The following is a 15778-nucleotide window of genomic DNA, read 5'->3' on the forward strand; positions in this document are numbered from 1 at the left end:
GCTAATTTCATAAAAGAGATAAGATTATAAGACTCGATCAAAATAAAGGGGGATTGTAAGTGATCATATTAGATGTACTATACGGAGAATTTGAAGTGGATCAAGTAGTAGAAGAATTAATTTCAAGTAAATCTATGCAAAGACTAAAGGGAATTCATCAAGCAGGCGCAAGTTACTTAATGAACGAGAAATGGAATGTAACGCGCTTTGATCATTCAGTTGGTGTTATGTTGTTAGTGAAAAAACTAGGTGGTTCAGTAGAAGAACAGATCGCTAGTTTACTGCATGACGTATCGCATACTGCTTTTTCCCACGTGATTGATTACGTTTTTCATAATGAAGATGAAAGTTATCATGAAGAGATATTTAGTTCTGTTGTGAAAAACTCAGAAATTCCAGCGATTCTTGCGAAGTATGGTTATAACTATGAAGATATTTTGTTAGATGATTCGAAATGGACGTTACTCGAAAGGTCAGCACCAGAATTATGCGCAGACAGAGTGGATTATACATTACGAGATATGTATACATATGGGTATGTTTCTTTAGAAGAAGTTCACAGTTTTTTAGAAGATGTCATCGCTGTAGATGGGAAAATGGTTGTTCAAAGTGTCGAAATGGCAGAATGGTTTACAGAAACGTATTACAAGGAAGTAATCGATTTCTTTATGGAACCAATGAATATTTACGGAAATGATATGTTAGCGAAAACGTTAAAGGTAGCTCTTCATAAAAGGATTATTCATGCAGATGATTTTCTTCTTGAAGATGAGGAGCTTATTTCAAAATTGCAACAATGTAATGACCCCGAAGTAGAAGCTTTATTAAGCAAAGTTCATCGAAATGTAAAAGTAAAAGAAGATAGAAACGATTATGATTTACATCAGAAAAATAAAGTGCGTCTTATTGATCCGCCGTTACTTCGTGAAGGAAAAATCGTTCAGTCGTCTGTTGTGTCAGAAAACATAAGACAGATGAGTGATATTGCTTATGAAAAAGCGGTGAGAGGGATGTATGTGAAATTGATTTCGGAATAAAAAAGAAGTAGCGCATCTTTTTTAGAGCGCTACTTCTTTTTTATTAATGATCAAACCAATTCCAAATCTCAATATCTCCAAGAGTCGCATAACGTACGTGCGGGGAGTTTTGTAATTTTAATAACTCTTTCGATGGGCCAGTAATAACAATTCCGTATACTTTTACACCGTTATCCTTTACATATTGATAACGTTTATCTAAGTTTAGTTCTTTCTCAGAAAGCGCTGCTATTTTGCTTACCGTTTTTTTATGGATAGAAAGAACGCGCATCATTTCGGTTACTTTGTCTTCTTGCGTTTTCTGCCCGTCAGTTTCATTATCGAGGAATCTTACATGTTCTGGAAACCCTATAGCTTCTCCGCCATGTAGGATATAGTCATCTACATTTTTTCTTTCTTGTCCTGTATCTAAAGCGTACCATACAGGAGTTGGAGGGAGTTCTTGTGCCTCGAATATGCTATATAAAAGCGGTTCTAATTCTTTTAAAGTGTAAGCTTTATCAAAAGAAATTGCTACTTCTGCAACGGTTCCATCATGTACTTTTGCAAGTGTATCCCATACTTTTTTTGATGAATCCTTTAAATAATCACCCTGCTCTGTTTTGGGATGAACAAAGAAGAGTTTTGGTTGATAGAACGGATTCATCCAAGTTTGCTTCGTGATATCTACAGATGATAAGAAGCTTTTTGTTTCTATTGTACCAAGTGGCATTTCTTTTTTACCGACGGTTCTTACTAAATCAAATTGGCTATTTGTACGGAAAAAAGCTTCTACACTTGTTCCGCCTCCCATAACGCGGCTATTTGGGATAGTTGCTTCAAGTGCCAGCGAAGGAACCTCTCTAATTTCTTTTAGCCTTTTATCATTATTAGCTTGAAAATAAAAGGCTGATAATACCCCGCCGATTATATAGATAACGATGCAAATTGATAATATAAAACCAAACGTTTGTAAACGATGTTTCCACTTAATTCTCCAAAAAGGAATTTTAAGATCTTTTGGAGGTAACTTTTTCTTAATTGGTTCTGTTTTTGTTAACAGCTCATCTAAGTAAGCTTCACACTCTTCACATGACTCAATATGACTTTCTAACAGTTCTTGTTCATCATGCGTGAGCGTTCCATTTTCATACTTCTTCCATAGTTTTTTAAATTCTGCACAGCCCATCTGTATCACTCCTTTATGCTTTTTATTTCTTTTCGTCCCCTGTGTAATTCAATTTTCACTTTCGCTAATGAGAGACCAGTCATTTCTGCTATTTCCTTATAGGAGAATCCATAGTAATCTCGTAGTAGTAGGACATTTCGTCTTTCGAGCGGAAGAGAAGATAAACTGTCTAACCAACTAGCAATCTCATGTTTTACGAAATATTCATGTTCTGTACTTGGCACGTTTGGTAAATGGAATTCTTCCACTGTAGTTGTGTTATACTTTTTTTCTTTTCGATACCAATCGATAAAGGCGTTGTAGGCTATTGTAAATAACCACGGCCTAATTTCTTCGCCTTTATAATAATCAATATGGACGAGCATTCGGTAAAATGTTTCTTGCATGAGATCTTCCGCATAGTGGGAATCTCCGGTTAGGGAGAGAAGATAGCGAAATAAATCATGCATATGCTCTGAGTAAATTTCTTCTAATGATTGTTTGCGTTTCACTACATTTCCCTCCCTTCATACATAACAACGAAATACATATAAAAAAGTTACAATTTTTTATGGAATTATAGTAAAAAACGTCAAGAATTGGATTGTGTTCTCTTTTATCATAATACATATAAGGCGGGTGAACAGAGATGGAAAGCTATGAAACACAAATTCAAAGGTCAATTGATTATATTGAGGAAGATGTAATGGAAAAACAAACGCTGCGTAATTTAGCGCGGGTTGCAGGTTTTTCTGAGTCGCATTTTCATCGTGTATTTCAGGCGTTAGTAGGTGATACAGTAATGGAGTATGTTCGAAAGAGGAGGTTAGCCCGGGCAGCTTATCAACTTTCTCATACGGATGAAAAAGTTATTGATATCGCATTTGAGCATGGCTTTCAATCTCACGAAACGTTCACGAGAGCCTTTAAAAAATTATTTCAAATGACACCGAGTGAATATCGAAAACAAGAAATCGAAACACCGATGTATTACAGAGTGAATGTAAAGCAAAGAAAATTAAATCCGTATTTAGGAGGCATACAAATGGAATATCGTATTGTAAATAAACCAGAATTTTTAATGGCAGGTTATGAACTGAAGACGACAAGTAAAGAGGGGAAGAACCATCAAGACATCCCAGCATTTTGGCAAGAATATTTACAAAAAGATCTTGGAACAACGATTCCGAATCGTAAAGATACGAGCCAATGGGTAGAGCTTGGATTATGTACTGATTTTAATTTAGAAACAGGGGACTTCACTTATATTATTGGAATGGAAGTTACAGACTTTGAAAATGTACCAAATGAAATTGCAAAGCGTACTTTCCCTGCAGCAACATATGCAGTATTTACAACGCCGAAAGTTCCTCATAAAGAAATGGTATCGTCTATTCACCAAACTTGGAATGCAGTATTCTCAGAATGGTTTCCGCATTCAGGGTATGAACATTGCGGAGTTACAGAGTTTGAACTGTACGATGAGCGTTGCCACGAAGATAAGAGTGAGTTTGCACAAGTAGAGCTTTGGATACCGGTGAAGAAAAAATAATAAGGTAAGAGCGAATCATTGGGAGATGGTTCGCTTTTTCATAAAAGGAGAAATGGGAAAATGTTCAAAAAACTAGAATGTGTATCTATACATACGAAAGATATAGAAAGATCCGTTTCTTTTTATAAAGAAATGGGAATGGAGCAAAACTGGATTATAGAGAGAGAACTAGAAGAAGGAGCTATTTGGACGTTAATAGGATTGAAATTTCCAGATGAGAAAAGTTCGGAGTTAGTAATAAGCAATCATCCGGATATTAATTTTACGGAAGTCGAAGTATTAGTAGAAGATGTACAACAAACGTATGAGAGTTTAAAAGATAATAAAGATGTAAAGTGGATTCGCGAACCATTTCCAACAGAATCAGGACATGTTGCAGTAATGGAAGCACCTGATGAGAATGTGTTTGTGTTAGTAGGGAAATAGCTGAAATATGGAGTGACCTTTCATAGTGAGTTATGAAGGGTTATTTTTACTTTGTATAGTAGTAGAGGAAGTAGGTTAGTATTGTCGGTTTTTGTCGGTAAGTCGATATATCTAGAAAATCGCTGATATAATTCGAGTTGCGCTGATATATTCAAAAAATCGCTGATATAATTCGAGTTGCGCCGATATATTCAAAAAATCGCCGATATAATTTCATATACCGCTAAAACACCCCCAAAAAACGATCTGCATAATTTCAATTACCGCAAAACTCTCCCAGAAAAGAAAAAAAGACGCCACATAGCGTCTTTCCTACGAACGAAACGGAAATACAAGAATAATCGTCGTTCCTTTTCCGAGTGCACTATCAACGGAAATTGTTCCGTTATGAGCATGAACGAGCTGTTTTGTAATGGCTAGGCCAAGTCCAGTTCCAATGTTGCTTTCTTCTGTGTTTGTTCCGCGGTAATATCGTTCAAATAGAAGTTCTTTCGTTTTTTCATCCATTCCTTTTCCGTCATCTGAAATGGAGAGTGTAAAGGAATTAGCGTTTTGTGATAGTTTTACGATGACATTAGTCGTTTCATTATTATGTTTTACCGCGTTTACGAGTAAGTTTTCGATAATACGCTGAAACCATTTTTCTTCAATGAAATATTGAATTTTATTTGAGCTCGGTACGAATTCAATATTTTGATTTTGGAGTGTTGGATTATTAATAAATTGCAATAATACTTTTTGAACGAACTGATTGATTTCAACGTTTACGTGTTGGGCAGGAAGGCTGTTATTTTTTAATTGATACGTTAAGCTTAAATCATCAATTAATGTCGTCATATATTGAGATTTCTCTTTCATAACACTACCAAATTGCTGAATATCACGATCAGTCCAGTTATATTGATTCGATTCGAGTAATAATGCGTAGCCATATATAGAGCTAAGTGGTGTTTTTAAGTCGTGTGTTAGACCGGTAATCCATTCTTCTCGTGTTTGCTGGAGGACTTGCCTCATCGCATCATTTTTTTTGAGTGTAATAGAAAGGTGTTCTAGTGAACTTGTTACATCTCTAAACAAACGGAATGACCATTTTTCTTTACCAGATCGCCGGAACCTGACGGGTTTTCCTTTTTTACTAATAGGTTCTTCATACTTTCCACCAGCGATATTTTTAAGCCAGCGCATCGCATGTAATAACGGTTTCCCGAATTTATTACCGTACCAAATAGAAAGAATGACTAAATAAACAAATACGATAAGAAGGATTAATCCGCATCCGATGAGAAACTTCTTAGTAAATACATCTTCAATTTCGTCATCTGGATAGTAGTGCTCATTTTTTGCAGTTACAACGAGAAGGTTGCCACTATTTGCATCGTAAAAGCTAGACGTGTTTTCTTTATGATTCCACGGTTCTTTTTCATTAAGGGCAATTTGTATTGCTGAAAATGTTTTTTTCTTTCCAGTTGGATAGGAAAAAACCTCTTCGCCATTTTGATTAAATATTTGAAGTGTTGCTTTTTCTTTAGACAGTAACTGTTTTTCTTGATCTGTTAATGCGAACGAATCCATCGTTAAAGAGGAATGCTCCTTTTGAATTGCTGTCAGTAACGCATTGCTTTTTAACATACCACCATAAATAACAAGTGCTTTCTTTTCTTCTAATTCAATTTCCCAATATGTAAATTTATAATTGCTTTCGATATGATGCTGTATATATGCGACTAAAGATGTCTTCGTATAAGCATCCGGAACATCATTTGGTGTATTAAAGTGGTAGAGGATTTTTCCGTTTTCATCTACAACTTGGAGCCAATCATTTTTCTCCTTTATTAAATCTTGCACTTCAGATTGTAACGAAATATGCCCATCTTCTGAAGAGATGTATCTTGAAATTGTAAAACTATCAGAATCCGGAATGTTAGGTTCGTATAAAGTACTAGTAAGAAGAAAAATTAAATAAGTAAAAGCAGCAACTACAGCGATAAGTAATGTAACTAAAACAAAAACGTGTTGCATGATAAATTGAATAATAAGTCGTTTATTAAAATTCATATCGTCACCCTACTTTGTAACGAACTTATAACCAAGCCCGCGAACGGTTTTTATATATTCTGGTTTACTTGGATCGTGTTCAATTTTTTCACGTAGTTTTCGAATGTGGACCATAACAGTGTTGTCATCGCCATTATAGGCAGGTGCTCCCCAAACTTTTTCATATATTTCCTCTTTCGAAAATACGTAGTTCGGATTCTCGCAAAAGAAGAGTAGTAGTTGAAAGAGTTGAGCAGAACATTCGACAATGTGCCCATCTACTGTTAGTTCTGCAGAGTGCTGATCAATTTCAAATCTTCCAAATGAAATTGAGTGTGGTTTTTGTTCGTGTGGTACGGTTTGTTTCATATGTCTCCGAAGCTGTGCTTTCATACGTGCTACTACTTCTAATGGATTAAATGGTTTCGTAATATAATCATCTGCACCGTATGAAAATCCGGATATTTTATCTAAATCAGATGCTTTTGCTGATAGGAAGAAAATTGGACAATCTGTTTGTTGGCGAATGATTGGACAAATATCAAAACCAGATTGTCCAGGAAGCATTACATCTAAAATAATTAAATCGTAATTGTTTTGCTTAGTTAGAGATAAAGCTATTTCAGCTGATGTTGCAGTTGTAATATGAGAAAAGCCTTCTTTTTCAAGAATGGTAGTTAGTAATTGTAAAATTGCTGTTTCATCATCAACGAGTAAAATATTTGCTTGGTACATAAATATCCCTCCTAATTTTCTCGAATATCATATCATCATTTTGTAACTTATGGAATTTTTAAGGAAATTTTAAGGTTTTCTTTCGCAAAAAATTAAGAATCAAATGATATGATAAAAGTAACATAGGGGAGGAGATGAGTGTGAACCCGTTTCAAGTGATGCGAGCTAGATATTTTTTAATTGTATTTGCACTATTAATTTTAATAGCGAGAAGTAGTGGCGATTTGCTAACAAGTATATTTCATATACAAAATTCTTCTTTTATAAATATCCTTATATTCTATATCCTTCCGATGGTATGGATTTCTTATGAGTATAGAAAGCACCACATTTCATTTTCATTATTTGTTAATAAAAATGAAACATTTAACTTGGTACAAGTTTTATACATTACGGTTATGTTATGCATGTTTAGTTACGGGTATCTTATTTTGTATATGTATAGTTTTGCATGGATTACACCGGACTTTATTATGAACGCCCTGCATGAACCAATTGTAGATAGTACTGGGGGATATGTATCTCAAGTCATTAGGGTCGTATTCATCGCACCAATTATCGGGGAATTTGTTTTTCGCGGATTTTTACTTCAACGTTTTGCAACAAAATGGGGAACGAGCATAGCGACCATCGTTGTAGCAATATTGTTTGCGTTGTTACATGTTGATTTCCTCGGTGCAGCCATATTCAGCATCGTATTGTCAATCGTATATATTCGTACGAAAAGTTTACTCATGCCAATTGCAATACATATGTTAAACAATGCATTTGTAATAGGTGCGTCTTTTCTAATAAGTAGAGAAAAAATTATGAGTTTTGCCGATTTCTCAAATTATACGACATTCTTTCCTGGACTTATTATTTTTATAACAGGATTAAACTTAGTACTTATCTTTTTATTTGTTAATCGCAAATATTGGAGTAAAGAAGTGCCAGTTATATATGCAGAGCAGAAAAAGAGCTTTTCAGATGTAGTCGGGAGTAAATAAGATGAAGAAGACGGTTGAAAAAATATTAAAAGACATTATAGATTCTACGTCTATTACAGAGATGTGTGATAGAAGTGTTTGTCATTGGCTTCAACCTGTAGTAGATACGATTGTGTTTCCAGAGTATTACGTATTTTCTAGTACTCATTTAAAAGAAAATATTATTTCTCTTCTTATTGTGTTCGGGGTTTTACTAATATTTGGTCTAATTGTAGAAGAAATGATGAAGCGCATCTTCAAAAAGAATGAAGAGAAGTATATGTGGATTCATAAAGTATTCGAGAAAGTAATGGTGGCTTTCCTTTTGTTTTATGGTATGAAAACAATCATTTACTTTATAGCTTTGAAACATCATTAATTCGAAATTTGAAAGGGGTGTATAAAATTATATGAATGAAACGATATCATCAAATAAGTTTTTTTATTTGATTTTACTTAGTCTAGTGTTAATAACGACAGTGAATGTTATTTTGCGCTGGGAGGAAGCTTATTTTTTCATGTATTTAGCGCTCCATTTGCTAGGGATTTTATGTATAAGTGGTGGAGTGGTTACTGAAAAAAAGAATGAAGAAAGCGTTAACTATATGTGTGTGATCGGTCTTGTTTTACTTTTAGCTGTACAGGGTATTATGAAATATAGTTCTTTCTCTTTACAAGATTTTAGTTTATTAATAGATGTACTTCCTTAAAGAGGCTTTTTATTTTATCTAAAAAGCAAGTAGGGTGCGTGTTGGTTTGTAAGTGTGATCCTTATTACGGATTGTGAACCGAAGAAAGTGTTTAAAGATAGGTAAAACTCTTCTTATGTAGAAGAGTTTTTTTATGTAAATAAAAAGATCCAGAGCAATTCACATAATAAGCTTGTTCTAATTTAGCGTGTACGAACTTACAATAATAATAGACAGGCAGCATAGAGGAGGGAATAGCGTGAAGAAGGTTATCGGTTGGTCGCTTTTTTTGTACGTTGGATTTGCGTTACTTATATATTGGTATTTATTTGGATGGAATCATGAACTTATTCCGGACATGTATAAGGGAACGAGTGCAGATCCAGAAACGTTTATGAGTACGAGAGAGCTTACGCTAAGCCAAGATTATTCGCGCGTGAAAAATTTTCTATACTTTTTAGCGACGCCTCTTGAATGGATTATTTTATTATTTGTACTTGTGCTAGGTATTTCAAGAAAGTTTGAGAAATGGTCGAAGGAAACGACTAAAATAAGTGTTTTGCAAGTTGCGATTTATTTCTTTTATTTATCATTATTGACAACAGTGCTTGCCTTACCGATGCAATGGATTGGCCGGAAAGTGTCCGTTGATTACGGCATTTCAACACAAAGTACACAAAGCTGGATAAAAGATCATGTTATCGGTTTTTGGGAAAGTTATGCGACTATGTTAATCGTAGTTACCGTTCTATTATGGCTTATCCGTAAATTTCCGAAGAGATGGTGGCTCGCAGGATGGGCGCTCTCTGTTCCATTTACAATCTTTTTAACATTCATACAGCCTGTCGTTATTGATCCACTGTATAACGACTTCTCGACGCTGAAAAATAAAGAATTAGAAACGAAAATTTTAGCGATAGCAGACAAAGCGGACATTCCTGCTAAACACGTATATGAAGTAAATATGTCAGAAAAAACGAATGCATTAAATGCTTACGTAACAGGAATTGGCCCTAACGCCCGTATTGTAATGTGGGATACAACACTTAAGCAGTTAAAAGATAAAGAGATTTTATTTATAATGGCCCATGAAATGGGGCATTATGTTATGAAACATATATATTTTGGCGTTGCAAGTTATGTATTGCTATCGTTTATAGGTATGTTTTTAATTAGTCGTATTATAAATATGTGTATTCGCAAATGGGGAGATACATTGCAAATTTCAAAGGTAGCATGTTTCTCCATTTTACCTTTATTTTTCTTAATTTCTTCTGTCCTCTCTTTTGCAGCACAACCAGCAACAAACTACGTTTCACGTATAGAAGAAAGAGCGGCAGATCAATATGCTTTAAATATGACGAAGGATGGGAAATCTGGTGTGAAAACTTTTCAATATTTATCAAAAACAAGTTTAAGCCAAGTAAATCCGCCTGCGTTAGTAAAATTTTTCTTATACACGCACCCACCAATTTTTGAAAGAATTCATACGTTTGAACAATATGAGAAACAAAGCAAAAAGGAGTAGCATGATAGCTACTTCTTTTTTTATAGAGATATAAGTTTCATATTGGGAATATTTATCATTGCTTTTTATTGCGATTTTGTAAATAATAAGCTATAAAATTCTAAAAATCTATATATAAAGGAATAAAGGTGGAAAAATGTATTTTTTACAAAATTTAAAAGTGAAATATAAATTATTAGCGCTTATTTCATTAGCAGTTTTAGGTATGGTAATTATGAGCAGTGTAGCAATTAATTCTATTAATAAGATTAAGCATGATACAGAGGTTGTAGTAGATGATTATCAATATTCTGCAATTTTATTAGAAGGAATGCTTCGTACACAAAATTCATTAGAATATAACTTACTAGAATTAATTACGGCATCACAAAATGAAGTGGCAAATAAAGAGGGGATAATTGATAATATTGAAAAGGATCTTAAAAAATATGATTCTTTATTAAAAGAATATGATGATGGTTTTAATTTAAGTAAGCAAGAGGATGAACTATTTCAGAAGATGAAGAAATCTTTACCAAGTTATAAAGATACATATAAAAAATTATTTGAAAAGGCGAAGGCAACAAATGAGCCACAAATGGTAAATGAATTTCAGAAGGAATTAAAACCGAAGGGAATAGAGTTAGCTGGTTATGCAGTGGATCTAGAATCGTATGTTTCAAATTTAGCTGACCAAGTATTTAAAGATTCTCAAAAAATGATTGATCGTTCCGTTATTACCTTTATCATTCTTGTAGTAGTTACTACAATCGTTATATGTATAGTAAGTTATATTATTAGCAAGCTCATAGTTGCTCCTTTACAAACGGTTAGTCGTATGATGGAAAGAGCGAAAGAAGGAGATTTAACCGTACATGGTGATTATACTGCTAAGGATGAATTGGGTGTATTAGTAAGTAATTTTAACGAGATGATTGCAGGGCTAAGAACAAATATGCAAGAAGTAGAGAATAATATTCAGCTTTTATTCCAACATGCAGACGGAGTAGTATCTGCATCAGAAGTATCTAGTAGTGCAGCGAAGAAAATCACTATGGATATTGAAGAAGTTGCAAATGGTGCAGAGAGTCAAATGCAAGCAATGGAACAAACTGCGGGTGCGATGGAAGAGTTGACGCAAGGAATGCAGAGTATAGTCAATACATCATCCTCTGTAAATGAATTATCTGCTCAATCAGCATTAGATGCAGAAAGTGGTAACAAATTAATGAAACAAATGATTCAACAGATGGATACAATCCAAAATTCGGTACATAGCGGTGTGAAACAAGTAGAGACTATGAAAGAACAATCAGAAGAAATTGTTAAAATCATTGATGTTATGCAAGGTATTACCTCCCAGATTAACTTATTAGCATTAAACGCCGCAATTGAGGCTGCACGTGCTGGTGAAAGTGGTAGAGGATTTGCAATTGTGGCAGATGAAGTGCGGAAATTAGCAGAACAATCTAGTGATTCTGCAAAACAAATTGAGAATCTTATTACTCAAGTTATGGGAACAACGAACCATACGGTACATATGATGGGGAAAGTAGATAATGAGGTACAGGCAGGTACACAAGTAGTAATGCATACAGAAAAAGTATTTGGAACAATTACAGAAAAAGTACAGCAAGTATCTGAGCAAATTCAAACGGTATCTATGTCTACAGATGAAATTGCAGCGAGTAGTGAGGAAATCTCGGCTTCTGCAGAAGACATGGCTCAAATTTCCCAAAGATCATCTGACCGAACTGATAGGGTAAAAGAGTCTATTCAACAGCAAGAAAAATCTGTTCAAGAGATTTCGGTTTCAATTGAACATATGCATAACGCAGCAGGAAAATTAAAACAAATAGTTGCCCAATTTACTCTTCAAAAGTAGTAGCATATTTGAGTGTTAATAAATATAAAAAAATCATCCTCTTTTAAGAAAAAAGGATGATTTTTTTATCTCGTTATTTGCTGGGCAGTAAGACCCCCACCTCAAAATTCAGCGAAAAATGCTACCTCTGAAATATAAACCATGAATATAGTAATCTCCATTAGGCATCTCCTTTAGGTGCCAATAAAGGGAAGTTATAAAGTGAAAAGGAGTTTATAAAGAGATTGTAGAATGTTTTAGTATATAACACCTTAGATGTGACAACTTCCTTTTTGAAAAAGAAAGAAGGGGGTATAAAGCAGAAAGGTAGTGGAAATATTTCTTCTAGAAGATTTGCATTTTATCTTACATTCACAAAAAAATAGTACTCCTGAAACAATGAAGTTCATTTTATTTGAATGAAATAGGGAGAGAGGATAATGAAGAAAAAAATATTGGGTGTAATGATGATTGCGACAATGGCAGGAGGTATATTTGCAGGGGCGAATGTGACGCCTGTAAAAGCGGAAGAGTATCCACAAATGATTGTGTTTGAAGATGTTCCATACGGATTTTGGGCATATGATGCTATTATGGATTTAGCGTATCATAAAATTATATTAGGGTATGGAAACGGGAAGTATGGTGTTGGCGATCTTATAACACGTGAACAAGTAGCTGGGACTATTTACAGAACACTTGAGATAAAAGAAGAAGGGCCAGTAGCGAATCCATATAAAGATGTTTCTGATAGTACAACCACTTTTAAAAAGGAAATTTTAGCGTTAACAAAACGTGGTGTTTTTACAGGGGATGGCCAAGGGGATTTTAGGCCGAAAGCACCAATCTCTAGAGCGGAAATGGCTGTCATTTTAAAACGAGCATTTAATTTTGAAACGAAACAAAAACATACATTTAAAGATATTCCAAAAGGTCACTGGGCAGAAGATGCAATTAGTGCGTTACAATCTAATAATGTTGTGAGAGGAACTGGGAATGGCATGTATGAATTAAATCGCCCTGTACCTAGAGAACAATATGCTCAGTTTATTAATAATGCGATTATTAATTATCATTTGAAAGAGGATTGGAAGTAGAGTGAAATATGAAAGCACAAATAGAAAAATTTGTGCTTTTTTGTTTGTTTAAAAAAGAATTATTATTCGTATTTATGTATTTTTATGGTTATAAACAAGCTTTATAATCAACCCGATGAAAAAGACATGATGTGTAATATGATTCACAAAACCGTCACGAAATGTGTCGGAAAATATATTGTCACTATACCATTTATTCTGTATATTTTTAAAAAAACATATACATATTGGGGAGATAATTTGATGAGCAAAAAATTATTAAAAACAGCTACAGCATTAACAATTATGGGTGGGGTGTTATTCTCAGCAGAGAGTAATAGTGTAAAAGCGGAAAGTGCACCGTTGCAAAAAGCAAATACAATTGTATTTAAAGATGTACCAAAAGGACATTGGGCATATGAGGCAATTCATGAATTAGCGGAACAAGAAATTATTTTGGGATATGGCGATGGAATATTCGGTTTTGGGGATAATGTAACACGTGAGCAAGTTGCAGCTTTAATTTACCGTGTGTTTGATATGGAAGAACAAGATGAATATGAAAACCCATATGGAGATATCGATGAAAATTCAACAAGCTTTATCGAGGAGATATTGGCTCTAACGGAAATCGGAATTTTCCAGGGAGACGAGAATGGAAACTTTAGACCGAAGGCGACGTTAACGCGTGCGGAAATGGCACAAGTTCTTACGAATGCTTTTGACCTACAGGCAAAGGGATCTCATAACTTTAATGATGTTTCAGCAAATTCATGGGCAACGAATGCAATTAGTGCAGTACAAACAAATGGTATTACACTGGGAATCGGAGAAGGTAAATTCGGTCCGTCTATGAAGGTAACGAGAGAACAATACGCACAGTTTTTACATAGAGCAATATTGCATGATATGGAACAAGGGCAGTAATAAAGTTTAACTAGTCAAAGTGAAATTCAAAAATAATACAAAAAGGTCGTTGTTGTATAACAGCGGCCTTTTTTGTATGAAATAAAGCGCGAAAGAATGGCGTTTTGAAAAAAAGCGAAATGAATTTTCAAAAAAAACTTCCTTTTCTGAAGATTTGTTATATAATATAAAACATGAAATCAAATCTGTTATAAAACAGTTTAAGAAGGGGATGCTAATATGTCGACGCAAACTTCACGGGTTACACTCGTTGGAGAAATGTTACCAGCGTACAGCGAAATATTGACACCTGAGGTGCTTAGTTTTTTGAAGGAACTACATGAGAATTTTAATGAGCGCCGCATAGAACTTTTACAAAAACGTGTAGAAAAACAAAAGAGAATTGATGCAGGGGAGTTTCCGAAGTTTCTAGAAGAAACAAAACACATACGTGAAGCGGATTGGACAATTGCCAAGCTGCCAAAAGACTTAGAGGATCGCCGTGTAGAGATTACTGGACCGGTAGATAGAAAGATGGTCATTAACGCTTTAAATTCAGGAGCGCATCTTTTTATGGCGGATTTTGAAGATTCGAATTCACCAACTTGGGAAAATGCAGTGGAAGGTCAAATCAATTTACGAGATGCAGTAAAGGGAACGATTTCACATGAAAATGATAAAGGGAAAGAATATAGATTAAATGAGAAAACAGCTGTACTCATTGTACGTCCAAGAGGATGGCATTTAGAGGAAAAGCATATGCAAGTTGATGGGAAAAATATGTCGGGTAGCTTAGTAGACTTCGGCTTGTACTTTTTCCATAATGCGAAAGCTCTTTTAGCAAAAGGGAGCGGCCCATACTTTTACTTACCGAAAATGGAAAGTTATTTAGAAGCGAGATTATGGAATGATGTATTCGTATTTGCTCAAAAATATATCGGCATTCCAAATGGAACGATTAAAGCAACTGTGTTACTGGAAACGATTCACGCTTCGTTTGAAATGGATGAAATTTTGTATGAGCTAAAAGATCATTCTGCTGGCTTAAACTGCGGAAGATGGGATTATATTTTTAGCTTTTTAAAGAGTTTCCGTAATCATAATAAATTCTTACTACCAGATAGAGCACAAGTCACGATGACGGCGCCATTTATGCGTTCGTATTCTTTGAAAGTAATTCAAACATGTCACCGCCGTAATGCACCAGCAATTGGAGGAATGGCGGCACAAATTCCGATTAAAAATAATCCAGAAGCAAATGAAGCAGCTTTTGAAAAAGTGCGTGCTGATAAGGAACGCGAAGCTTTAGACGGTCATGACGGGACTTGGGTTGCCCACCCTGGACTTGTACCGGTTGCAATGGAAGTGTTTAATCACATTATGAAAACACCAAATCAAATTTTTAGAAAACGTGAAGAAATATGTGTAACAGAAAGCGATTTACTAGAGGTACCAGTGGGAACGATTACAGAAGAGGGCCTTCGCATGAATATTAGCGTAGGTATTCAATATATTGCATCTTGGTTAAGCGGACGGGGAGCAGCACCCATTTATAACTTAATGGAAGATGCGGCAACAGCTGAAATTTCAAGAGCACAAGTATGGCAATGGATTCGTCATGAAGGTGGAAAACTAAATGATGGTCGTAATATTACGCTTGAATTAATGGAAGAATTAAAAGAAGAAGAATTAGCAAAAATAGAAAGAGAGATTGGTAAGGAAGCCTTTAAGAAAGGGAGATTCCAAGAGGCGACAACGTTGTTTACAAATCTCGTTCGAAATGATGAATTCGTACCATTTTTAACATTACCGGGTTATGAAATTTTATAAAAAATGA

15 protein-coding genes and 1 pseudogene are annotated in these 15778 nt (G+C 34.7%); 12 read left to right on the forward strand and 4 right to left on the reverse strand.

The genetic code is table 11. From position 1 onward, the window contains the following. Positions 1–59 precede the first annotated feature (59 nt). Entirely contained in the window at positions 60–1037 is a 978-nt protein-coding gene (locus HMPREF2590_RS11755; RefSeq protein WP_000584685.1) for an HD domain-containing protein, read from the forward strand. Positions 1038–1080: 43 nt separating this feature from the next. On the opposite strand, the gene HMPREF2590_RS11760 is transcribed toward HMPREF2590_RS11755, so the two are convergent. Together HMPREF2590_RS11760 and HMPREF2590_RS11765 are read right to left on the reverse strand one after the other, a co-directional pair. Continuing rightward, entirely contained in the window at positions 1081–2205 is a 1125-nt protein-coding gene (locus HMPREF2590_RS11760) for an anti-sigma factor (RefSeq protein ID WP_000501655.1), read from the reverse strand. A 5-nt stretch (positions 2206–2210) separates the two neighbouring features. Beyond that, positions 2211–2696 carry an RNA polymerase sigma factor gene (locus HMPREF2590_RS11765; RefSeq protein ID WP_000823990.1) on the reverse strand — a complete coding sequence of 162 codons (486 nt, stop codon included), beginning with the start codon at positions 2694–2696 and terminating at the stop codon, positions 2211–2213. 137 nt (positions 2697–2833) lie between these two features. On the opposite strand from HMPREF2590_RS11765, the gene HMPREF2590_RS11770 reads away from it, so the two are divergent. Both HMPREF2590_RS11770 and HMPREF2590_RS11775 read left to right on the forward strand, forming a co-directional pair. Further along, positions 2834–3736: an AraC family transcriptional regulator gene (locus HMPREF2590_RS11770; RefSeq protein WP_000446853.1), complete on the forward strand. Its 903-nt coding sequence runs from the start codon at positions 2834–2836 to the stop codon at positions 3734–3736. A gap of 60 nt (positions 3737–3796) precedes the next feature. Beyond that, entirely contained in the window at positions 3797–4162 is a 366-nt protein-coding gene (locus HMPREF2590_RS11775; protein WP_000473641.1) for a VOC family protein, read from the forward strand. Positions 4163–4474: 312 nt separating this feature from the next. On the opposite strand, the gene HMPREF2590_RS11780 is transcribed toward HMPREF2590_RS11775, so the two are convergent. Beyond that, positions 4475–6217 (reverse strand): sensor histidine kinase, encoded by a 1743-nt coding sequence (locus HMPREF2590_RS11780; RefSeq protein ID WP_001010439.1) that lies wholly within the window; start codon positions 6215–6217, stop codon positions 4475–4477. A 9-nt stretch (positions 6218–6226) separates the two neighbouring features. After that, positions 6227–6931 carry a response regulator transcription factor gene (locus HMPREF2590_RS11785; protein WP_000283864.1) on the reverse strand — a complete coding sequence of 235 codons (705 nt, stop codon included), beginning with the start codon at positions 6929–6931 and terminating at the stop codon, positions 6227–6229. 140 nt (positions 6932–7071) lie between these two features. Here HMPREF2590_RS11785 and HMPREF2590_RS11790 point away from each other — a divergent pair, with 140 nt between their 5' ends. The 9 genes and pseudogenes from HMPREF2590_RS11790 (at position 7072) to aceB (ending at position 15771) form a co-directional block, all read left to right on the forward strand. Beyond that, positions 7072–7920, forward strand: coding sequence for a CPBP family intramembrane glutamic endopeptidase (locus HMPREF2590_RS11790; RefSeq protein WP_001067986.1), 849 nt, complete (start codon positions 7072–7074; stop codon positions 7918–7920). Position 7921: 1 nt separating this feature from the next. Next, complete coding sequence (locus tag HMPREF2590_RS11795) at positions 7922–8278, forward strand: hypothetical protein (protein ID WP_000754344.1); 357 nt, start codon at positions 7922–7924, stop codon at positions 8276–8278. Between the two features lie 31 nt (positions 8279–8309). After that, positions 8310–8609 (forward strand): DUF2101 family protein, encoded by a 300-nt coding sequence (locus HMPREF2590_RS11800; protein ID WP_001006050.1) that lies wholly within the window; start codon positions 8310–8312, stop codon positions 8607–8609. Positions 8610–8847: 238 nt separating this feature from the next. Continuing rightward, positions 8848–10116, forward strand: coding sequence for a M48 family metallopeptidase (locus HMPREF2590_RS11805; RefSeq protein ID WP_070861404.1), 1269 nt, complete (start codon positions 8848–8850; stop codon positions 10114–10116). 136 nt (positions 10117–10252) lie between these two features. After that, positions 10253–11032, forward strand: a pseudogene (locus tag HMPREF2590_RS31185) (MCP four helix bundle domain-containing protein); the annotation flags it as partial. Positions 11033–11188: 156 nt separating this feature from the next. Continuing rightward, entirely contained in the window at positions 11189–11980 is a 792-nt protein-coding gene (locus tag HMPREF2590_RS31190) for a methyl-accepting chemotaxis protein (RefSeq protein WP_404978265.1), read from the forward strand. 419 nt (positions 11981–12399) lie between these two features. Then, positions 12400–13056 (forward strand): S-layer homology domain-containing protein, encoded by a 657-nt coding sequence (locus HMPREF2590_RS11815; RefSeq protein WP_000727094.1) that lies wholly within the window; start codon positions 12400–12402, stop codon positions 13054–13056. Positions 13057–13194: 138 nt separating this feature from the next. Next, positions 13195–13962 carry an S-layer homology domain-containing protein gene (locus HMPREF2590_RS11820; RefSeq protein WP_113710744.1) on the forward strand — a complete coding sequence of 256 codons (768 nt, stop codon included), beginning with the start codon at positions 13195–13197 and terminating at the stop codon, positions 13960–13962. A 219-nt stretch (positions 13963–14181) separates the two neighbouring features. Then, positions 14182–15771, forward strand: coding sequence for a malate synthase A (aceB, locus tag HMPREF2590_RS11825; RefSeq protein ID WP_000107348.1), 1590 nt, complete (start codon positions 14182–14184; stop codon positions 15769–15771). Positions 15772–15778 lie beyond the last annotated feature (7 nt).

The organism is Bacillus sp. HMSC036E02 (genome assembly GCF_001836235.1).
GTDB lineage: Bacteria > Bacillota > Bacilli > Bacillales > Bacillaceae_G > Bacillus_A > Bacillus_A cereus.